This window comes from Streptomyces sp. NPDC020965, assembly GCF_044333555.1.
GTDB lineage: Bacteria > Actinomycetota > Actinomycetes > Streptomycetales > Streptomycetaceae > Streptomyces.
The window spans coordinates 526,488-547,228 of the sequence record NZ_JBIRRE010000002.1; the positions used below are offsets into that span (position 1 = coordinate 526,488).

The following is a 20,741-nucleotide window of genomic DNA, read 5'->3' on the forward strand; positions in this document are numbered from 1 at the left end:
GTTGGTGGTCAGCCGCCCGCGCCCTCGAAGGCGAACGGCAGCGCCCGGACCCGGTTGTCGAAACTGGAGTCCACCAGATCCGCCGCCCCCACCGCCCGTACGGGGTGCGGGCCGGTGAGCAATTCACGGAAGAGCGCCTTCATCTCCTGGCGTGCCAGATGCGCACCCAGACAGTAGTGCGGTCCGCCGCCGCCGTATCCCAGATGCGGATTGGGGTCCCGGGTGATGTCGAAGAGATCGGGATTCTCGAAGACCGCCTCGTCGCGGTTGGCCGAGGCGTAGAAGAGCACCACTTTCTCGCCCGGACGGAAGAGCCGCCCGCCCAGCTCGCATTCGGTCACGACCGTACGGCGGAATTGAATGATCGGCGTCGAATGGCGCACGATCTCGTCCACCGCACCGTCCGCGTACCGCTCGAAGTCGGCGGCCAGCAGGGCCTGCTGATCGGGGTGTGCGGTCAGCAGCGCCAGACCGTGGGCGATGGCGTTGCGGGTGGTCTCCACCCCGGCCACGAGCAGGAGTGAGAAGAAGGAGCCCAGTTGGCGGGCGGAGAGCGCCCGGCCGTCGATATCGGCACGGACCAGCGCCGAGATCAGATCGTCGGCCGGGCGGCGGCGGCGCTCCCGGGCGAGCTTCGCCATCACCAGATGGAGCCGGGCCAGGGCGCGCACCCCGCGCCCCGGCACCCGCAGCCGGGAGCGCCGCACCCCGACGTTCTCGGACGCCTCGTCGACGCTCCGCGCGATGTCGTCCCGGTACCGGCGCGGGATGCCCATCAGATCGCAGATGATCTCGAAGGGCATCCGGGAGGCGACCGAGGCCACGAACTCCCCCGGCCGGTCGCGGACCAGCTCGGCCACGATCCTCCGGGCCACTTCGCGGACGTTGTCCTCGGCCGCCGCCAGCAGCCGGGGGGTGAAGGCGCGCTGGACGATCCCGCGCAGGGCGGTGTGCTCGGCGCCGTCCATATTGACCATCGAGTCGCCGAAGACGGCCTTCGCCCAAGCCGCGGGTGCGGGGACGGTCACCCCGGGCGCGCTGGCGAAGTGCCGGGGTTCGCGGCTGGCCCGCTGCACGTCGGCATGGCGCACCAGCGCGTGGAAGCCGGGGCCCGGGCCGAAGCGCGCGGGGGCGTCGAGGGTGCGCAGCAGGGCGAAGGCTTCGAGTCGCCGGGCGCGCGGCAGCCGCCAGAACGACGGATCGGCCGGATCGACGTCCTCGACGCGCAACGGAGTGCTCACGGTCACCACTTTCCGGGGTACGGGCGGCCACACGGGGCCTGGGACACGGGCGGGTTGAACGGGGCCTAGGACACGGGCGGCCATACGGGGCCTGGGACACGGGCGGTCCCACGGCGCCCACCGTGCCTCGGGAACGGGCCGAACGCGGCCCGAAAACCGAGAAGACATCACGATTCACCCCGTTCGTGCGATTCATGCGATCTTCGGGCCCTCCGGTGGGTGCCCCCCGCCCGGGCCGCGGCCACCGGATCGCGGCTACCGGATCCCCCTGGCCGGTCCGCCGTTCGCGCTACGGCCATGCGCTCTACGGCCGTACGGGCGAGGAACCCTTTTTCCGCCGTCTCGTTGACAGGGCCGAGACATGGCCACGCCGAAGGAGCGGACCCTTGCGATTCCTCACGCGTCACCTCTCCCGCCCGCTCACCCGACGCCTGGTGCTGCGCGCGCTCTTCACCGTCGGTGTGGCCGCGGGCACGGCGGGGGCGCTCGCGCCGATCATCGCCCACCGGGCCCCGGTGCGGCGGGGGGCACCGGGGCCCGGTCCGGGACCCCGGCTGGAGCGGTTCGCGGAGATGTACCGGGGCCGCCACATCCAGGGCACGGCGACGGTCATGGTCCCGGCGGGTGGGGACGGCGGACCTCCGCCGCTGCCCAGTGTGGAGGTCCGCATCGACGACCGGCCGCTGCATGTGATGCGGCGGTCGGACGGCAGCTATCTCAGTCTCGTCAACCACTACGAGTCGTTCCCGACCCTGCGCGAGGTGGCCCGCGCGGCGGTGGACGAACTGGGCGCCACCCAACTGGCGCTCTCGCCGCCGCCCGGCCACTGAGCGCGCTCCCGGCCACGCGGGCGTCACGGGGCCCCCGGGCCGCGCTGCCAAGCCCCGTACGGCTCCGTACCGCCCCGTACAGCCCTGGTGGCGGCCGGGCAGGGCCGGGGGCACCCCACTCGACGCATGAGCCATTCGACGCACGAGCCACTCGACACACAGCGACGGAACCCGGAGGACGGCACCGGTGTACACCCGTAAGAACCAGCGCGATCTCACCCGCACGGAGAAGCGCCGGCTGGTCGAGGCGATCCTGGAGCTGAAACGCTCGGGGCGCTATGACGAATTCGTCGCCACCCATCTGCGCCACTACGTCCCGGACGGTGGCGGCGGCCCCCGGGCGGCCCATATGACGCCCTCGTTCTTCCCCTGGCACCGGCGGTATCTGCTGGAGTTCGAACGGGCGCTCCAGCGGATCGATCCGGGCGTCTCGGTCCCGTACTGGGACTGGACGACGGACAACACGCCCGCCGCCTCGCTCTGGGCCGATGACTTCCTCGGCGGCAACGGCCGGATCGGCGACCGGCAGGTGATGACCGGCCCGTTCGCGTACGCCAACGGGAACTGGCGCATCAACTCACGGATCACCGACGGCAAGTATCTGACCCGGAACCTCGGCCGCCCCTCCGATCCGGTCGGGCTGCCCACGAAGGAAGAGGTGGACCGGGCACTGGGGGAGCCGCTCTATGACGCCGCCCCCTGGGACTCCGGCTCCCGGACCGGCTTCCGCAACCACATCGAGGGGTGGGGCGCCGGGGGTCCGGACCGCTGGCGGAACCACAATCGGGTGCACCGCTGGGTCGGTGGGCTGATGGTGGGCGCGGCCTCGCCGAACGATCCGGTGTTCTGGCTCCATCACGCGTTCATGGATCTGCTCTGGATCCGCTGGCAGCGGGCGCATCCCGGCGCCGGGTACCTGCCGAGCCGGGCCGTGCCCGAGTCCGATCCGCAGCACGGCCGGATCTTCGCGCTGGACCAGCCGATGCCGCCGTGGGGCGTGACACCGGCCGAGCTGCTGGACCACTCACGCCTCTACCGCTACGCCTGACGGGCCGAGCCCGGTCGGTCCGGAGCGGCCCCGGTCCGAAAGAGGCCCCGGTCAGGAAAGGGCCCGGTCAGGAGAGGGCCCCGGTCAGGGAAGGGCCCCGGACCGGAAAAGACCGTGGCCTCCCCCTTCGTCCCGAAGGGGGAGGCCACGGTGCTCGGGGTGAGGATCAGTGCCCGTAGGCCCCGCCCTCCGAGACGTTCGCGCAGGTGTTGCCGAACGCCGGGTTCAGCAGCGCGATGATGTTCACGGTGTTGCCACAGACGTTGACGGGGACGTTGACGGGCACCTGGATGGCGTTGCCCGAGATGACACCGGGGGAGCCGACCGCAGCGCCGTGCGCTCCGGCGTCGGCAATGGCCATGCCAGCGCCGCCGGCCAGGATGGCACCCGAGCCGGCGACAACGGCAACGGCCTTCGCGATACGCGACATCAGTTCTCCTTGCAGAATCAGGACACGGCCGCAGGAACTTGCGGCCTTCACGCTCCTTCAACGCCGTAAACCTTGGGCGGTAACGGATCGGGACCAAAGTGACCGCACATGACGTATCGCCTGATGTACCGACTGGCCCGCACGGACCGTGACCCACCGGCCCGCACGGGCGTTGCACAGCGCATGAATCGTTTCCTGAACGCCGCCGCCGTCGCGGCCGTCGCCTGTGCCATGACCGTCTCCGCCGCGGGCGCCGCGCAGGCCGCCGCGGGTCAGCAGAGCACGAGGACCGGGTCCGGCGAGGTCGACCGGAATCTCCTCAAGCCCCCGCCGGGCGGGGCGCTCGCACCGGTCACCGACCTCACCAAGAAACTCCTCCCGCTCGGCTGAGCCGGGGTCCCGGGAGCCGGTCAGGCCCCCGGACCCGGGGTGCGGCGGACGGAACGCCCCGCCAGGACATCCGTCCGCACCCCGTCCTCGATCACGAACTTCCCGTCGATGAGCACATGGGGGATGCCGACCGGGAGCGTGCGCGGCGCCTCGAAGGTGGAGCCCGCCGCGACCGTGTCCGGATCGAAGAGCACCAGATCCGCCCGGTAGCCCTCGCGGACCAGCCCCCGGTCCGGCAGCCGCAGCCGGGCGGCCGGGCGCGAGGTGAGATGGGCGACCGTCTCCTCCAGCGACAGGATGCCGAGTTCCCGCGCGTACCGCCCGAGGTAGTGCGGGAAGGTGCCGTACGCGCGGGGGTGCGGCTTCGCACCCTGGAGGATGCCGTCGCTGCCCCCGGTGTGGACGCGGTGGCGCATGATCGCCCGGACGTTGTCCTCGTGGCCGACGTGCTGGAGGATGGTCGAACCGAGCCGGTCCTCGATCAGCAGTCCCCGGGCGGTGACCCAGGGGGCCTCGCCCCGCTCCCGCGCCGACTCCTCGATGGTCCGGCCGACGTACCCGCCGAGCGCCGGATCGACGACGCCGGAGATCTCTATCGTCTCCCACTCCATGGGCACGCCGTGGCAGCCGTCCGAGCCGATCTCCTCCAGATGGTGCCGGATGCGTTCGGCGGTCGCGTCGTCCCGCAGCCGTCCGAGCAGCGCCTCAGGGCCGCCCTCGCCCGCCCAGCTCGGCAGTACGGCGGCGAGCGTGGTGGAGCCGGGGGTGTACGGGTAGGTGTCGAGGGAGATGTCGGCGCCGTCGGCCAGCGCCGTGTCGAGCAGGGCGAGCAGATCGGCCGCCCGGCCCTTGTTCACCCCGAAGTTCATGGTGGCGTGGGCGAGGTGGAGCGCGCAGCCCGCCTCCTGGGTGAGCCGCACCATCTCGTCGTACGCCTGGAGGGCCCCGGCGCCGTACGACCGGTGGTGCGGGCAGTAGTAGCCGTCGTAGGCGGCCACCACCCGGCACAGTTCGGTCAGCTCGGCGTCCTTCGCGTACATCCCGGGGGTGTAGGTCAGACCGGACGACATGCCGACCGCGCCCTGTTCCAGGCCCTCGGCGACGAGCTGCTTCATCCGGGTCAGCTCGGCGTCGGTCGCGGGCCGGTCGTCCCAGCCGACCGCGTACATCCGTACGGTCCCCTGCGGGATCAGATAGGCGGCGTTGACGGCGATGCCCCGGTCGAGCCGGTCCAGATACTCGCCGACCGTGCGCCAGTCGAAGTCGACCGAGGTGTCGTCGGGGCCGCCGCCGTTCCAGCCGGTGATCGCCCGGCGCACCCCGTCCAGGGTGCGGTCGTCGACCGGGGCGTACGACAGTCCGTCCTGGCCGAGGACCTCCAGGGTGACGCCCTGCGCGGCCTTCGCCTCGTGGGCGGGGTCCCGGAGCAGCGCGAGATCGCTGTGGGCGTGCATATCGATGAAGCCGGGCGCGAGGGCGAGCCCGGCCGCGTCGAGCACGCGGGTGCCGGAGAGGGCGGGTTCGCCCTCGCGGCGGACGGCGGCGATCCGGCCGGACCGGATGCCGACGTCGGCACGGTGGGACGGGTCGCCGCTGCCGTCGATGAGCCGGGCGTCCCGGATGACGAGGTCCATATGTCCGCTTCCCCTGTCGTCTCTGGTCTGATCGTCTCTGGTTTAGAAGAACGTACGGATGTAGTCGACGACCGTGCCGTCCGCGGTCACCAGCGGGATGAGCTGCCATTTGTCGAAGGCGGTGCAGGGGTGCGAGAGGCCCATGCCGACCCAGTCGCCGACCTCCAGATCGGCCTCCGGTGCCGTCCGCACCCAGCCGTGCTGGTCGGAGAGGCCGCTGACGGTGATTCCGTCGGCCGGCCGGATCTCGCCGGTGCGGCCGTCGCGGACGACCTGGGCCTCCGGGAGGTCGAGGTCGTACGCGGCGTCCCGCTTGCCCGCGTTGAGGAACGCCTGCTCCGGGGAGGGGCGGGAGACGACCTGGGCCCAGAGGCGGAAGGCGGGCTGGAGCGCGCCCTCGTCGGGGACCCGGTTGAACGGGGTGAGATGGCGGTAGTGGCCGTCGTCGTGGGAGACGTACGCGCCCGAGCGCAGCAGTTTGAGGACGGGCCGGGAGAGGTCGGGGATCTCCGCGAAGACATCGGCGACCGCGTCGAACCAGGCGCTGCCGCCCGCGCTGATCACGATCTCGTCGGTGGCGGTGAACCGTCCGGCCCGGTCGAAGTCGGCGGCGAGCGCGACCAGCCGGCGCAGCCAGCCGCGGACCTTCGCGCCGTCGGCGTCGGGGACCTCGCCCTCGTAACCCGCGACACCGACGAGCCGCAGGGCGGGGGTGGCGGCCACGGCGTCCGCGACGGCGGCGCACTCGGCCTCCGTACGGGCACCGGTGCGGGCACCGGCCCCGGCGCCCAGCTCCACCACGACATCGAGCGGGCGGGTGGCGCCCGCGCCGGTGAGCGCCTCACTCATCAGCTCGACGCCGCGCACGGAGTCGACGTAGCAGATGAACGTGAACTCGGGGTCGGCCAGTTCTCCGGCGAGCCAGCGCAGCGCGGCGGCGTCCACGACCTCGTTGGCGAGGAAGATCCGCCGGATGCCGTGGGCGCGGTAGACCCGTGCCTGATGGGGTACGGCAGCGGTGATGCCCCAGGCGCCGTGTTCGAGCTGGCGGGCGAAGAGCTGCGGCGACATGGAGGTCTTGCCGTGCGGGGCGAAGACCAGGCCGTGGCGCTCGGAGTAGGTCTGGAGCAGCGCGAGGTTGTGCTCGACGGACTCGGCGGAGAGCGCGAGTACGGGGGTGGTGAAGCCACCCGTGAAGAGATCGCGGCGCTCGGCCGCCAGCTCGGCGACGGTCAGCCCGTCGGCGTCGGGCGGCAGCGCCTTGAACCGGTGGTCGACGCGCTCCTGTCGGAGTCGGTCGGGCTGGTCGACGGGCATGGGGCCTCCCTCTGTCGTTGCACAGAATGCAACAGTCATTGCGCATATCGCTCGATGCTGTCTAACATCCGGCGCAGCGCCGGGTCAATGGGATCCGCAGCGGACCCAGACCCCCCAGACCCGCGAGGAGCCCCAGGGTGAGCAGCCTGACCGGTACGGCAGCCGTGGATCTCACCGAGGTCATCTGCCTCGGCGAGTCCATGGTCACCTTCCTCCCCTCCCGGCCCGGCCGCCTCGCCGACGTCCCCTCCTTCGCCCGCGCCATCGGCGGTGCCGAGTCCAATGTGGCCTGTGCGCTGGCAGCGGCCGGACACCGGGTGCGCTGGGTCAGCCGGGTCGGCGCCGACGGCTTCGGCGACCATCTGACCCGGGCCATCGCCGGCTACGGCGTCGACACCTCCGCCGTCGGCCGCGACCCGGACCGGCCCACCGGCGTTTACTTCCGCACCGCGACCGACCGTTCCACCGACGCCCACGAGGTCATCTACTACCGGCGCGGCTCGGCCGCATCGGCGATGTCGCCGAGGACCGTCCCGTACGCCGATGTCACCGGCGCGCGGGTGCTCCACCTCTCCGGGATCACCGCCGCGCTCTCCGACGACTGCCTCGCCCTGATGCGCCAGCTCACCGCCCCCCGCGCGGACCGCCCGCTGGTCTCCTTCGACGTCAACCACCGCCCCGGGCTCTGGCGTGACACCCCGGGCGCGCCGGTGCTGCTGGAACTGGCCCGGGGCGCCGATCTCGTCTTCGTCGGTGAGGACGAGGCGGAGGAGGCGTGGGGGCTGCACGGCGCGGCGGCGGTCCGGGCGGCACTGCCGGAACCGGAACTGCTGGTGGTGAAGCAGGGCGCCAAGGGCGCGGTGCTCTTCGACCGGCGCGCGGCCGGAGGCCGGGGTATCGCTGCGGGGGCGGCCGGAGGCCGGAGCACGGCTTCCGACGGAGAACACGGGCAGGCGGGTCAGCCAGGTCAGACGGATCAGACCGGTCAGACCGGTCAGGCGCACGCGGCCGGTAACGCCTTCGCCGCGGACACCGTCACCTTCGCCCCCGCCCCCCGTGTCGAGGTCTCCGCCCCCGTCGGCGCCGGCGACGCCTTCGCCGCCGGCTTCCTCTCCGGGCTGCTCCGCGCCCTCCCCGCCAGGGACCTGCTGCGCCACGGCCATCTGATGGCCGCCGCCACCCTCACCGTGCCCGAGGACCTCGGCACCCCACCCGCCACCGCCCACGCGGACCGCCTCGTCGCCCTCGACGACACGGCCTGGGGCACACTTCGTCTCGGCCCCGGCTGGACCTCGGCGGGGGATGAGGAGGGACGTACGCCATGAGTCAGACCGTCGATCGCGCGCTGAGCATCCTGCCGTTGCTCGCGCAGGGACCCGCCGACCTCGGACAGGTCGCCGAACGCCTCGGCGTGCACAAATCCACCGCGCTGCGGCTGCTGCGTACGCTCCACGACCACGGACTCGTCTACCGCCAGCAGGACCAGCGGTACCGACTCGGCGCCCGGCTCTTCGCCCTCGCGCAGGAGGCCGTCGAGAACCTCGACGTACGGGAGATCGCGCACCAGCACCTGATCACCCTCAACGAGCAGATCGGGCACACCGTCCACCTCGCGGTGTACGAGGAGAGCGAAGTCCTCTATATCGACAAGGTCGAGAGCCGCTACCCGGTCCGGATGTACTCCCGGATCGGCAAGCCCGTCGCGATCACCGTCGCCGCCGTCGCCAAACTGCTCCTCGCCGACCTCCCGGAGCACGAGCGCCGGGCCATCGCCGAGAAGCTCGACTACCCCATGTACACATCCCGTTCGACACCGAACGCCGCCGCGTTCCTGAAGGAACTCGGCGCCGTGCGCGAACAGGGATGGGCCACCGACCTCGGTGGCCACGAGGAGTCCATCAACTGCATCGCCGCACCCATCCGCGGCGCGGCCGGCCGCGCCGTCGCCGCGATGTCGGTGTCCGCACCGAACGTCGTGGTCACCGCGGAGGAACTCCTCACCCTGCTTCCGCTGGTGCGCCGCACCGCGGACACCATCAGCCGGGAGTACTCCGGCTCCGTCACCCCGCACTGAACGTCCCGAAGGAAGTCCCATGACCGAGAAGATCGCGATCACCCCCGCCACCCACACCGCCCCGCCCGCCAAGTTCTCGCACGGCGTCCGCAAGGGCAACATCCTCCAGGTCGCCGGGCAGGTCGGCTTCCTCCCCGCCGTCGAGGGCCAGGCCCCCACCCCGGCGGGTCCGACCCTGCGCGAGCAGACCCTCCAGACGTTCGCCAATGTCAAGGCGATCCTCGAAGAGGGCGGCGCGAGCTGGGACGACGTCATGATGACGCGCGTCTACCTCACCGATGTGAGCCACTTCGCCGAGATGAACGAGATCTACAACGCGTACTTCGAGGAGCAGGGCCTCACCGCGCCCGCCTCGGCCCGTACGACCGTGTACGTCGGCCTGCCGGCCGGCCTGCTCATCGAGATCGACGCGCTGGCGGTCCTGGGCTGATTCCCGCCCCGGCACACCGTCCGTCCGGCTGACCGGACCGCCGTCCCGCACCACCCAGCACCACCCCGCCGCACGGCACGGCGCTCCCACGGAGCGCCGTGCCGCGGTTCGCCGTACCCAAAACCCTCCAACGAAGCAAGGGTTGAACCATGTTCCTCGCTGCCGACGCCGCATCGGAAGCACCGCCCCACACCGGAGGACTGCTTCATCTGATCGACGGCACGGCGGGTCTGCTGACCGTCGCCGCCCTCGGTATCGCCCTCCTGCTCGTCCTGATCATCAAGGTGCGGCTCCAGCCGTTCGTCGCGCTGCTCGCCGTCTCCATAGCCGTCGGCCTCGCGGCCGGCCTCTCCGTCACCGAACTCTTCGGCACCGTCCAGAAGTCCGCCGCCGAATCCGTCATCGAGAACGGCATGGGCGGCATCCTCGGCCATGTCGCCATCATCATCGGCCTCGGCACCATGCTGGGCGCGATCCTGGAGGTCTCCGGCGGCGCCGAGGTGCTGAGCACCAGGCTGCTGAACCTCTTCGGCGAGAAACGCGCCCCGCTCGCCATGGGCCTGACCGGTCTGATCTTCGGTATCCCGGTCTTCTTCGACGTCGGCATCTTCGTCCTGGCGCCGATCGTGTACGCGGCGGCCAAGCGCTCCGGCAAATCCATCATCCTCTACGCGATGCCGCTGCTGGCGGGTCTCTCCATGACCCATGCCTTCCTGCCACCGCACCCGGGACCGGTGGCCGCGGCCGGACTGTTCGAGGTCTCGCTGGGCTGGGTCATCCTGATGGGCGCCGTCGTCGGACTGCCCGCGGTCATCGCCGCCTGGGTGTTCTCCGACTGGATCGGCAAGCGGGTCTTCGTCGCGGTCCCGCAGGACATGCTGGACGCCGCCGACGAGGCCAAGGCGGCCGTCGCCGCCGAACGGCGGGGCAAGGACGGGGAACCGGTCCAGGAGGCGCCGGTCGCGCTCTCCACGGTGCTGTTCATCATCGGTACGCCGCTGGCGCTGATCCTCGCGGCGACCTTCTCCTCCATCGCGCTCGACCCGTCCACGCTCCGCTCGGTGGTCGAGTTCTTCGGCAACCCGTTCGTCGCGCTGACCATCGCGCTGGTCCTCGCGTACTACCTGCTGGGCATCCGGCGCGGCTGGTCGCGCGCATCGCTGGAGCAGGTGTCGACCTCGTCGCTGAAGCCGGTGGGCAACATCCTGCTCGTCGTCGGCGCGGGTGGGGTCTTCGGCGCGGTCCTCAAGGCGAGCGGGGTCGCGCAGGCGCTCTCCGACACCTTCGAGGACGTGGGCCTGCCGATCATCGTGCTGGCCTATCTGATCTCGCTGGTGCTGCGGGTGGCGCAGGGTTCGGCGACGGTCGCCATCGTCACCACGGCGGGCATCGTGCTGCCGCTGGTGGAGAACGGCGGGCATTCGCAGCCGTTCCTGGCGCTGGTGATCATGGCGATCTCGGCGGGCTCGATCTTCGCGTCGCACGTCAACGACGGCGGGTTCTGGATCGTCGCCAAGTACTTCGGCATCTCCGAGCGGGACACGCTGAAGACCTGGACGGTGCTGGAGTCGGTGCTGTCGGTCGCGGGCTTCGTGGTCGCGGCGGCGCTGAGCCTGGTCGTCTGACCCGTCTGACCCGTCTGCGCCGTCTGCGTGGGCTGCGTGGGCTGAGCGTCGCCGGGCCGGCGGTACGGGGGTCGGCCGGTGGTACGGGCACGGCCCAGGCGGTACGGGGACGGCCCAGGCGTACGGGGGCGGGATATCCCGCCCCCGTACGCCTGCCGGCCGTCAGGCGCAGTACTGCGCTTCCTTGCCGATCGAGCGGTACATGCAGTCCGAGTTCTCCAGCAGTTGGAGCACCGCGTCACGGTTGCGGCTGGTCTCCCGTTCGATCACCTCGTCGGGCGGGTAGAAGCCGCCGCCGAGCGCGTTCCGCGGATACATCTCGAAGGTGTATCCGAAGATCTTCTGATTGCCCCACAGCCAGTCGTCGATCGAACCGTCCGTGATGTAGAGATCGCTCGCCTGCTCGGGGGTGTAGCCGTTGCTGGCGGCCATCTTCCCGCCGACCGCCGCGAACGCGTTCCGGTCGTCCTGGGTCATGCCGGGACCGGTGTCGGCGGTCGTGTAGCCGTACGGCCAGAGCACCAGCTCGCTGTAGGTGTGGAAGTCGATACCGGTCTTGATCTGCTGCTGACCGCCGACGATCCGGCTGCGGACGAAGTCGGCGACGACCTTGACCTCGGGCGCGGACTCCGGTGCCCGGCCGCGGAAGGTGTCGGAGCCCGGGCTGGCGGATGAGCCGTTGCAGCAGCCCCACCGGTAGTCCCAGTTGCGGTTCATATCGGTGCCGACGGCCGTCGAGCCGGTGTTGGGCTGACGGTTCTTGCGCCAACTCCGGTAGGTGCCGGTGGCGATGTCGTACTCGCCGCCGTCCGGGTTGACGTCGGGGATGATCCAGATCTCCCGGCCGTTGACGGCGTTGGTGATCCGGGGGTCGGTGCCGTAGTCCTCGCCCAGCTCACGGATGAGGTAGAGCGCCATCTCGACGGTCAGGTGCTCACGCGCGTGCTGGTGGTGGGTGAAGAGGACCTCGGGCTCGTTCTCGTCCGTCGCGACATTGTCACTGATCTTGACAGCGATGATGTCCCGGCCCTGGTGGCTGCGGCCGATGACCCGCTTGCTCATGATGGCCGGGTACGCGGCGATCCGCTGATTGATCACCGTGTTCATCTCGGCGTAGTTGTGGTACCTGGCGTCGGCCGGCGGGAAGTCGAGCGGCTGGGCCGCCCTGCCGTCCCGTCTGTCCGGGGGTGCCGGGAGGGCTCTGAGCGTATGGCCGAGCGCCCGCAGCCGTTTCACCTGGGCGGCGTTGGCGCTGACCACCGTGGAGTGGTCGTCGTGGGCCTCGTCGATGGAGACGCCCGTGGCGGCGATGGCGGTACGGGAGGCGACGGTGGCCGCGCCCTTGATCTCGTACTGACGGGTCTGCTCCTCGGCGCCGGCGACCGGGGTGGTCGTCGGGGCGCGCTGATCCGGTGGCGCCGCGTTGGCGGAGAAGGGCGCCGCCACCGCCAGCGCCAGCAGCGCGCTGAGGGTGGCGGCCTTCCGGCCACCGCGTAGACGAAGTCCCATGCTGTCTCCCGGGTGTGGAGTGGGGGGTCGCTCAAGGTGCGGCGCGTGAGGTGCCCGCGCGTGGGCACATGGTGCGGCCCTGGCATGGACAGGTCAAGACCATGGGCGGGTCGAGAGCACCCTTCGGCCACCGGTCGGGGGTCCACCGACGGGTGGATACGGTGCTCCCCTCGGCGGGCGGGCGTACGGACGCGACCGCCAACCCTCGGGCCTGCTCCGGCGGGCGGGCGCGGGTACGGACACAGCACAGCAGCGCCACCGGGGACCGATGGCGCTGCTGTCGTCGTCGTACGACCGGGGCGTGGGGGTCGGTCGGTACGACTGGCCGATGGGTCCGCCGCTCAGGGCGGACCGGGTGGGCCATCCCTCGGGGCGGTCCGGGTGGACCGCCCGTCAGGACGGACCGGGTGGGCTGTCCGCTACGGCAGGCCGTGGACGTGCGGTCCGACCGCGTTCGACCAGGCGTTGCCCGCCGTCGCGTCCCAGTTGGTGGACCAGGTCATCGCGCCGCGCAGGGTCGGGTAGGTCTTCGCGGGCTTGAAGGTGCCGCAGTTGACGCCCTTGGTGAGGCAGTCCAGCGCGTTGTTCACGATGGTCGGGCTGACATAGCCGCTGCCCGCGCCCCGGGTGGAGGCCGGGACTCCGAGGCCGACCTGGGACGGGTCCAGACCGTTCTCGAGCTGGATGCAGGCGAGCGCGGTGAGGAAGTCCACCGAGCCGGTCGAGTACACCTTGCCGTCACAGCCGAGCATCGCGCCGCTGTTGTAGTTCTGCATGTTGACGACGGTCAGGATGTCCTTCACGTTCAGCGCGAGCTTGAAGTACTCGGTCGACGTGGACTGCATGTCGATGGTCTGGGGGGCCATCGTCAGCACCATGTTCGGGCCGGCCTTCGCGGAGAGCTGGCGCAGCGCCTTCGTCAGGTACGTGGAGTTGATGCCGTGCTCCAGGTCGACGTCGACCCCGTTGAAGCCGTACTCCTGCATCAGTGCGTAGGCGCTGTTGGCGAAGGCGGTGGCGGAGGCGTCGCTGTTGATCGTCACATTGCCGATCTCGCCGCCGATCGAGATGATGACCGACTTGCCGGCCTGCTTCTTCGCGGCGACGTCCGCCTTGAACTCGTCGACGTTGGCGTAGCCGAGCGCCGGGCTCAGGTTGAAGACGATCTGACCGGGCGTGGTGGTCGCGTCGGCGAAGGCCACCGCGATGATGTCGTACTGCGCCTGCACGTCGCGCAGCTTCTGCACGGTCGCGCCGTTGTTGAAGTTCTGCCAGTAGCCCGTGACCGCGTGCTTCGGCACCACCGGGTTCGGGATGACCGGGCCGGTCGAGGTCCGGCCACTGACCGTGGCGGACTTCGCGGACTCGCCCTTGCTGTTCGTCGCCGTCACCTGGAACTGGTACGCGGTGTTCGCGGTGAGCCCCGTCACGGTCGCGGAGGTACCGGTCGAGGTCTGGACCTTGACGCCGTCGCGGTAGACGTTGTAACCGGTCGCGCCGTTGGCCGCGCCCCAGTTCAGGGCGATGGTGGAGTTGGTCACGCCGCCGACCGTGAGTCCGGTGGGCGCCGGGGGGATCACGGGCTCCGGGTCGGGGCCGCCGCCGCCGTCCGGGCCGATGACGGTGACATCGTCGACGTGGTAGGCGGGCGTGCCGTACCAGCCGTGGGTGTACACGGTGACGGACGTGGTGGTCGCGCCGGTGCGGAAGCTGGTGGAGAGCTGCGTCCAGCCGGTGCCGCCGCCGGGGGTCCAGGTGGAGACGTCCGTGGTGCCGGTGCCGCTCGCGCCGAGGTAGGCGTGGCCACCCTGGGTCCAGGCGCCCAGCGTGTAGGTGGAGTTGGGCTTCACCGCCAGGATCTGGCTGCACCGGGCGTTGTCATGGCCGTTGGGGGTGGCCTTCAGGGCGCCGGTGCCGGTGCGCACGGGGGTGGAGACGCTCGCGCCACTGCCCCCGGAACACGTCCAGTTGGACAGTCCTGACTCGAATCCGGCGTTCTTGGCGACGTTGACGTCGACAGCCTGCGCGCTTCCGGCGAGGCCCACGACGGAGAGTCCGGCTCCGACGGTCAGCGCCAGGGCGCCGCCGAGCCATCTCCGCGAGCGTGTGCTGCGGTCCACTTGCTGCCTCCAGTGGGGGAGTTGGGGGGAGGAGGGGTCGGGAACGGTGGCCACCGCTGGGCGTAAAGCTGGTCCAGACCAATCCGGTTGTCAAGACCTTTGACGGTGATAGCCCGGAGAGTCGACCAATGATTCTCGGCCAAATCGGGGCGTAGGTCCTCCGGTGAACCGCTGTCATGGGTGCTATGAAACGTCACTCTTTGATCCGCTTTGATCTGTGCGGAGCGTGTACGGAGCGAGGCACTGGGTTCTGAAAGGTGTTCTCTGCCCCCAAAGTCGTGGATAAAGTGCTCGTGCAGGAGCGAGCGAGAGTTGCGTATCTGCGGTCACGGGCCCCCCGGCGACCGGAGCCGAACGGGGATCCAGCGTGCCGACCGCAATAGCTGTCACCAGCGCAGACCTGGTGCTACCGCCGATGGACCAACACACGCCCACGGCAGCCCTGCTGCCGGCACCCGGCGATCAGTCGCTGGAAGTGGCGCTGGCCGAGATGGCCGTCCTTCTCGAACAGCACGGATATGTGATCGTCCTCTGTCCGTCCTCGATCCCGGCCGCCCACGAACGCCGACTGCACACGATCCGGTCCGTCCTGGAGACCAACCGGATCGCCCTGCTCAAACCCGACCTGCCGCCGCTCGGACTCGCGGTCCTCGTACGTCAGTTGCGGCAGTTGTCCATCTGCGACTTCGGCGCCGGCGTCACCGCGTCGGCGGCCCGGCTGCTCTCCCACTACATCTACGCGGGCGCGGTGCTCAACTCCGTCGCCCGGCTGGACCGGGTGCCGGTCAGCCTGAAATCCCACGCCAAGTCCTGGGTGCCAGGCTCCCAGTTCGGCGTACTCGCCAATCCGTCGGCCGAGCTGATCAAGATCGGTACGGGGCGGTTGAGCGGCCCCGACTTCACCACCCGGCTCGTGGTGGCCAAGGGCCAGGCGCAGTCGGAATGGATCGATCAGACACTGGTCCAGGAGTGGCAGCCGAGCAGCATGGAGGAGGCCGCGCTCCCCGCCGACTCACCCGGCTGGTGGGGGACGACCAAGCTGATCGAGTTCGCCGCCTTCCTGCCGGACATCTCCGTTCTCTATCAGCTCGTCGCTTCCGTCCGGAGAGAGGTGTGCGCCTGGTGCGGGATCGAACTCATCGGTGACCGTTGCGGATTCTGTTCCGCACCGCTCGCCGTGGCCGAGAGTCAGGGCGGGGATTCCGGCATCCCGAACCGTGGTACACCCGTACACCACGGACCATGAACCGCCCGCCGCGCACCCGTGCGTCCCGGGTCGCGCACCGTCCACCGCGCATCCGTGGGCCACGGGTCGCGGGCCACCCACCGTGCGTCCGCGCACCACGGGTCGTGAACCGGCGCCCCGCACCGCTCGTCCGGTCCACTCGCTCCGTCCGCTCCGTCAGTCCCTGTCTGCGCAGTCTGCGAACGAGGTTCTCCCGCTGATGAATTCACGCCAACGCCGCGGCGTCCTGCTCCTGCTCCTCTCCGTGCTCTGCGCCACCGGCGCGTTCTTCGGCGTGATATCCGTGATCAACGACGTGAATTCCAAGGTCGGGCCCGAGGTTTCCGCGTATCGGCTGAAAACCGATGTCCCGCCCTACACGGCGCTCCGCGCGACACAGTTCGAGAAGATCTCCATGCCCAAGCGCTGGCTCTCGGAGAGCGCGGTCACCGATCTGTCGGTGGTCTCCGGGAAGATCGCGGTCACCCAGCTCCGCAAGGGCTCGCTGCTCCAGGACGACATGATCGTCAAGCGCCCCGAACTGGTCGCCGGTGAGCAGGAGATCGCCATCATGATCGACGCGGCCACCGGGGTCGCGGGCAAGATCACCCCTGGTGACCTGGTCAATATCTTCGCCACCTTCGCCGGCAAGACCGACCGCGCCCCGGACCAGTCCCGGATCATCGTCCCCAACGCCAAGGTCATCGACGTCGGCCGGCTCACTCCCCTGGAGGCCAAGAGCGGCGACCGTCGGATCGGCCGCCGCGAGGCCGTCCCGATCACCTTCGCCCTCAACACCACGGACGCCCAGCGCGTCGCCTACGCGGAGTCCTTCGCCGAGAACGTACGGCTCGCCCTTCTCGCCAAGGGCAGCCCCGCCACATTGCGCCCCGGCGACAGCGCGTACACCCTCAACGAAGACAAGAACAGGTGAGGGCCGTATGACCACACGCATCCTCCCGGCCGTCGGTGACCCCGATGCGGCCCGGTCCATCACCACCCTGCTCAGCCAACTCCCCGACGCGGAACCGGCCACTCCGGTGGCCGACTCCACCACCCTCCTCGATCTGCTGGCCCGGCTGGCCGCCGAGTCGCTGGACGAGCTCCCCGAGGTCGTCCTGGTCCATGAGCGCATCGGGCCGGTCCCGGCCCTCGAACTGATACGCGAGGTGGGCCTCCGCTTCCCCGCCGTCGGTGTCATCCTGGTGACGGCCGACACCGGCCCCGGCCTCTACTCGGCCGCCATGGACTCCGGCGCGCGCGGTGTGGTCGGACTGCCGCTGTCGTACGAGGAACTCGCCCAGCGGGTGCAGGCGGCGGCCGGCTGGTCCGTCGGCGTCCGCCGCCACCTCGGCCACAGCGGTGACGTCTTCACCGGCCCAGGCGGCACGGTCGTCACCGTCAGCGGCGCCAAGGGCGGTGTGGGCACCACCGTCGCCGCCGTCCAGCTCGCCCTGGCCGCCCAGGCGTCGGGCCGCTCGGTCGCCCTCACCGACCTCGATCTCCAGGCCGGGGACATCGCCTCCTACCTGGACGTGCGGTACCGCCGCTCCATCGTCGATCTGGCCGGCATCCAGGACATCTCGCCCCGGGTGCTCCAGGACGCGCTCTTCACTCATCCGACCGGCCTCGGGCTCCTCCTCGCGCCGGGCGAGGGGGAGCGCGGCGAGGAGATCAACGACCGCGCCGTACGCCAGATCGTCAGCGCCCTGCGCAACCGCTACGAGGTCGTCGTCATCGACTGCGGCACCCAGATGAACGGCGCCAACGCCGCCGCCATCGAGATGGCCGACATCACCCTCCTGGTCACCACCCCGGACGTGGTCGCCGTGCGCGCCGCCAAACGCATGGTCCGGATGTGGGACCGGCTCCAGATCCGCAAGGCGGAGGAGACGGTCACCGTGGTCAACCGGCACACCCGTACCACCGAGATCCAGCCGCCCCTGATCGAGAAGATCACCGGCACCCGGGTGGCGAAGACCGCGGTCCCGGCCGGCTTCAAGGAGCTCCAGCCGGTGGTGGACGCCGGCCGTATGCAGGACCTGGAGGCCAAGTCCGTGGTCAAGCAGGCCCTGTGGGGCCTCGCGGGTGAACTCGGTCTCGTACGGGTACGGGAGGCCGAGCCGAAGCAGAGCAGGTTCCGGGGAGACCGGGGTTCGATCGGCGTACGGCGGGCACGGACGAAATGACCGGGGTGAGGGTGAGGGGGCGTGTGGAGCCATGAGAACGCACACAGGTACCTGGCGCGCCCGGCTGCGGGAGGACCGGGGCCAGGCCGCCATCGAGTTCACCGGTACGGTCCCGGTCATCCTGGCGACGCTCGTGCTGCTCTGGCAGGCGGCGCTGATCGGCTACACCTTCGCCCTGGCGGGTAACGCGGCGGACGAGGCGGCCAGGGCCGGCGCGGTGGCGTCCGACGGCTCCGTACAGGCCGCATGCGAGGCGGCGGCCCGGGAGGACCTGCCGGGGGCGTGGCAGTCGGCGAGCATCGAGTGCGGTGTCTCAGGCGGCATGGTGACGGCCAGTCTCAGCCTTCCCGTACCCGTGCTCTTCCCCGGCAGCGTCACCATCGACCTCGATGTGCCCGGCGAGGCCGCGGCGCCCCAGGAGGACCCGTGAGCGCCCGACGCGCAGGGACGGAACACGGCGCGCCATCCCATGGTGGGACGGCGCACGGCACGCCACCGCGCCGCTCGGGGACGCGCCGGGGGAGGCGGCACGGCCCGGAGGGACGGGGTCTACGTCTACGGGATTCGGGGGGACGGGGTTTGCGGGGACGGGGCCAGGAGGGGCAGGCGGCCGTCGAGTACGCCGGGGTGATCACCCTGCTGCTCTTCGTCGCCCTCGCCGCGCTCCAACTCGGCCTGGTCGCCTACACCGCGCAGCAGACGGGCACGGCGGCGCGGGCCGCCGCCCGGATGGCCGCGATGAAGGACGGGGAGGGCCGGGCGGTGGCGGCGGGCTCGGCGGCGATGAGCGGCTGGCTGGCCTCCAACGCCTCCATCGTCCCCAGCGGCGGCTGCGGCGACCAGGTCTCGGTGACCGTCACCGTGCCGGTGCCCGCGGTCCTGCCCGTCTTCGACTTCGGCTCCGCCACCAGAACCGTCACGATGCCCTGCGACCAGTCCGAGAGCTGACGGCCCACCGCCCCCACCGACCACACCGTCCCCACGGCCCACCGACCACACCGACCAGACGGACCACGGGCTGTGAGCCAACCGACCGGCCACGGCCCGCACCCGAGAGACCCGCCACACCAGCAGACCGGTAGTACCCGCAGCACCCGCAGCACCCGCCACACCGGTAGTACACGCCGTACCAGCAGCACCAGCAGCACCAGCAGCACCCGCCACACCGGTAGTACACGCCAGACCCGCAGTACCGAGCCAGCACCGCGAGCGACCGGCGACACCCGAGCGACCCGAAAGATCTGGGAGAAGACCACATGAGCCTGCGGGCGCGCATCAGCAGCCCCGAGCCGGTCAACGGACACGGCGAGGAAAACCGTCTCGTCGGCGTCTACCGCGCCAAGCTCCTGGAGGAGATCGACCTCGCCGAGATGTCCGCGCTCGCCACCACCGACCGGCGCGCCCGGCTGGAGCGGGTGCTCGGCCACATCATCAGCCGTGAGGGCCCGGTCCTCTCCACCATGGAGCGCGCCCAGCTCATCCGCCGGGTCGTGGACGAGGCCCTCGGCCTCGGCATCCTGGAGCCCCTCCTCGAAGACGCCTCCATCAGCGAAATCATGGTCAACGGGCCCGAACAGGTCTATGTCGAGCGCGGCGGCCGGCTGGAAATGCTCCCCCTCCGCTTCTCGTCCACGGAACAGCTGATGCAGACCATCGAGCGCATCGTCTCCACCGTCAACCGTCGGGTGGACGAGGCCAACCCCATGGTCGACGCCCGGCTGCCGTCCGGCGAGCGGGTCAACGTCATCATCCCGCCGCTCTCCCTCAGCGGACCGGTCCTCACCATCCGGCGCTTCCCGCGCGCGTTCACGCTCCAGGAAATGATCGCCATCGGCTCGCTCGACGAGCAGATGACCCTGTTGCTGGCGGGCCTGGTCCGGGCCAAGTTCAATGTGATCGTCTCCGGGGCCACCGGCACCGGGAAGACCACCCTGCTCAACTCCCTCTCCGGGCTGATCCCCGACGGCGAGCGCATCGTCACCATCGAGGACTCCGCCGAGCTACGGCTCCAGCAGTCACATGTGATCACCCTGGAGAGCCGGCCGCCGAACGTCGAGGGCAAGGGCCGCGTCACCATCCGCGATCTCGTCCGCAACTCCCTGCGCATGCGCCCGGACCGCATCATCGTCGGCGAGGTCCGAGGCGGCGAGACCCTCGACATGCTCCAGGCCATGTCCACCGGCCACGACGGCTCCCTGGCCACCGTCCACGCCAACAGCGCCGAGGACGCCCTGATGCGGCTCCAGACGCTGGCGTCGATGTCCGAGGTCGAGATCCCCTTCCTCGCCATCAAGGACCAGATCAACAGCGCCGTCGACGTCGTCGTCCAGCTCACCCGGCACGCCGACGGGTCCCGCCGGGTCACGGAGATCGCGGTGGTCGACTCACACGGCCGGGAGGAGTACCGCATCGTCTCCGTCTGCCGCTTCAACGCCCAGCCCATGACCGCCGACGGGCGGGTGCACGGGACCTTCGACTACTACCCCGTGCCGCGCCGGGTCGCCGAGCGCCTCTACATGAAGAACGAGGTCCTGCCCCTGGTCTTCGGCGTCGCCGACGCCGACGAGCAGCTCGTGGTCCGGAGATCGATCGCCTGATCCCACCCGACCGGTCCCGCCTCCGGAAGAGTCACCTCGTCCCCCCGCCCGCGTTCGCCCCCACCCAGAAGGTCGCCCGCCC

The 20,741-nt window shown here is 70.7% G+C and carries 19 protein-coding genes; 13 read left to right on the forward strand and 6 right to left on the reverse strand.

What is annotated here, in order from left to right; translation table 11 throughout:
• Positions 1–8 precede the first annotated feature (8 nt).
• Positions 9–1,241 (reverse strand): cytochrome P450, encoded by a 1,233-nt coding sequence (locus ACH4S7_RS09270; RefSeq protein WP_398520471.1) that lies wholly within the window; start codon positions 1,239–1,241, stop codon positions 9–11.
• Between the two features lie 386 nt (positions 1,242–1,627).
• On the opposite strand from ACH4S7_RS09270, the gene ACH4S7_RS09275 reads away from it, so the two are divergent.
• Together ACH4S7_RS09275 and ACH4S7_RS09280 are read left to right on the forward strand one after the other, a co-directional pair.
• Complete coding sequence (locus tag ACH4S7_RS09275) at positions 1,628–2,071, forward strand: tyrosinase family oxidase copper chaperone (RefSeq protein WP_398520472.1); 444 nt, start codon at positions 1,628–1,630, stop codon at positions 2,069–2,071.
• Between the two features lie 187 nt (positions 2,072–2,258).
• Positions 2,259–3,119 carry a tyrosinase family protein gene (locus ACH4S7_RS09280; RefSeq protein WP_398520473.1) on the forward strand — a complete coding sequence of 287 codons (861 nt, stop codon included), beginning with the start codon at positions 2,259–2,261 and terminating at the stop codon, positions 3,117–3,119.
• A gap of 166 nt (positions 3,120–3,285) precedes the next feature.
• Here the strand turns inward: ACH4S7_RS09280 and ACH4S7_RS09285 are convergent, their stop codons facing one another.
• Entirely contained in the window at positions 3,286–3,549 is a 264-nt protein-coding gene (locus ACH4S7_RS09285; RefSeq protein WP_398520474.1) for a chaplin, read from the reverse strand.
• 108 nt (positions 3,550–3,657) lie between these two features.
• Between ACH4S7_RS09285 and ACH4S7_RS09290 the strand changes: the two genes are divergently transcribed.
• Complete coding sequence (locus tag ACH4S7_RS09290) at positions 3,658–3,939, forward strand: hypothetical protein (RefSeq protein ID WP_398520475.1); 282 nt, start codon at positions 3,658–3,660, stop codon at positions 3,937–3,939.
• 20 nt (positions 3,940–3,959) lie between these two features.
• On the opposite strand, the gene ACH4S7_RS09295 is transcribed toward ACH4S7_RS09290, so the two are convergent.
• Both ACH4S7_RS09295 and ACH4S7_RS09300 read right to left on the reverse strand, forming a co-directional pair.
• Complete coding sequence (locus tag ACH4S7_RS09295; protein ID WP_398520476.1) at positions 3,960–5,573, reverse strand: amidohydrolase family protein; 1,614 nt, start codon at positions 5,571–5,573, stop codon at positions 3,960–3,962.
• 42 nt (positions 5,574–5,615) lie between these two features.
• Complete coding sequence (locus tag ACH4S7_RS09300) at positions 5,616–6,890, reverse strand: alanine racemase (RefSeq protein WP_398520477.1); 1,275 nt, start codon at positions 6,888–6,890, stop codon at positions 5,616–5,618.
• A gap of 137 nt (positions 6,891–7,027) precedes the next feature.
• Between ACH4S7_RS09300 and ACH4S7_RS09305 the strand changes: the two genes are divergently transcribed.
• From ACH4S7_RS09305 to ACH4S7_RS09320, 4 genes are all read left to right on the forward strand, one after another.
• Complete coding sequence (locus tag ACH4S7_RS09305) at positions 7,028–8,215, forward strand: sugar kinase (protein WP_398520478.1); 1,188 nt, start codon at positions 7,028–7,030, stop codon at positions 8,213–8,215.
• The gene (locus ACH4S7_RS09310) at positions 8,212–8,964 is read left to right on the forward strand and encodes an IclR family transcriptional regulator (protein WP_398520479.1); all 753 of its coding nucleotides are present in this window, start codon (positions 8,212–8,214) and stop codon (positions 8,962–8,964) included. The genes ACH4S7_RS09305 and ACH4S7_RS09310 overlap by 4 nt, the downstream gene beginning before the upstream one ends.
• Before the next feature lie 19 nt (positions 8,965–8,983).
• Positions 8,984–9,394: a RidA family protein gene (locus ACH4S7_RS09315; protein WP_398520480.1), complete on the forward strand. Its 411-nt coding sequence runs from the start codon at positions 8,984–8,986 to the stop codon at positions 9,392–9,394.
• A 149-nt stretch (positions 9,395–9,543) separates the two neighbouring features.
• A complete protein-coding gene (locus tag ACH4S7_RS09320; RefSeq protein ID WP_398520481.1) occupies positions 9,544–11,019 on the forward strand; it encodes a GntP family permease in 1,476 nt (491 codons plus the stop codon).
• Between the two features lie 162 nt (positions 11,020–11,181).
• Here ACH4S7_RS09320 and ACH4S7_RS09325 read toward each other — a convergent pair whose 3' ends face one another.
• Both ACH4S7_RS09325 and ACH4S7_RS09330 read right to left on the reverse strand, forming a co-directional pair.
• Positions 11,182–12,528 carry a M14 family metallopeptidase gene (locus tag ACH4S7_RS09325; protein WP_398520482.1) on the reverse strand — a complete coding sequence of 449 codons (1,347 nt, stop codon included), beginning with the start codon at positions 12,526–12,528 and terminating at the stop codon, positions 11,182–11,184.
• A 419-nt stretch (positions 12,529–12,947) separates the two neighbouring features.
• Positions 12,948–14,648 carry a chitinase gene (locus ACH4S7_RS09330; protein WP_398520483.1) on the reverse strand — a complete coding sequence of 567 codons (1,701 nt, stop codon included), beginning with the start codon at positions 14,646–14,648 and terminating at the stop codon, positions 12,948–12,950.
• A 367-nt stretch (positions 14,649–15,015) separates the two neighbouring features.
• On the opposite strand from ACH4S7_RS09330, the gene ACH4S7_RS09335 reads away from it, so the two are divergent.
• The 6 genes from ACH4S7_RS09335 (at position 15,016) to ACH4S7_RS09360 (ending at position 20,659) form a co-directional block, all read left to right on the forward strand.
• Positions 15,016–15,894, forward strand: coding sequence for a hypothetical protein (locus ACH4S7_RS09335; RefSeq protein ID WP_398520484.1), 879 nt, complete (start codon positions 15,016–15,018; stop codon positions 15,892–15,894).
• 199 nt (positions 15,895–16,093) lie between these two features.
• Positions 16,094–16,807: a Flp pilus assembly protein CpaB gene (gene cpaB / locus ACH4S7_RS09340; protein ID WP_398520485.1), complete on the forward strand. Its 714-nt coding sequence runs from the start codon at positions 16,094–16,096 to the stop codon at positions 16,805–16,807.
• 7 nt (positions 16,808–16,814) lie between these two features.
• On the forward strand, positions 16,815–18,062 hold the full coding sequence (locus ACH4S7_RS09345; protein ID WP_398520486.1) for a CpaE family protein: 1,248 nt from the start codon (positions 16,815–16,817) through the stop codon (positions 18,060–18,062).
• A 31-nt stretch (positions 18,063–18,093) separates the two neighbouring features.
• Positions 18,094–18,492: a TadE/TadG family type IV pilus assembly protein gene (locus ACH4S7_RS09350; protein WP_398520487.1), complete on the forward strand. Its 399-nt coding sequence runs from the start codon at positions 18,094–18,096 to the stop codon at positions 18,490–18,492.
• A gap of 149 nt (positions 18,493–18,641) precedes the next feature.
• Complete coding sequence (locus ACH4S7_RS09355) at positions 18,642–19,010, forward strand: TadE/TadG family type IV pilus assembly protein (RefSeq protein WP_398520488.1); 369 nt, start codon at positions 18,642–18,644, stop codon at positions 19,008–19,010.
• A 308-nt stretch (positions 19,011–19,318) separates the two neighbouring features.
• Positions 19,319–20,659, forward strand: coding sequence for a CpaF family protein (locus ACH4S7_RS09360; protein WP_398520489.1), 1,341 nt, complete (start codon positions 19,319–19,321; stop codon positions 20,657–20,659).
• Positions 20,660–20,741 lie beyond the last annotated feature (82 nt).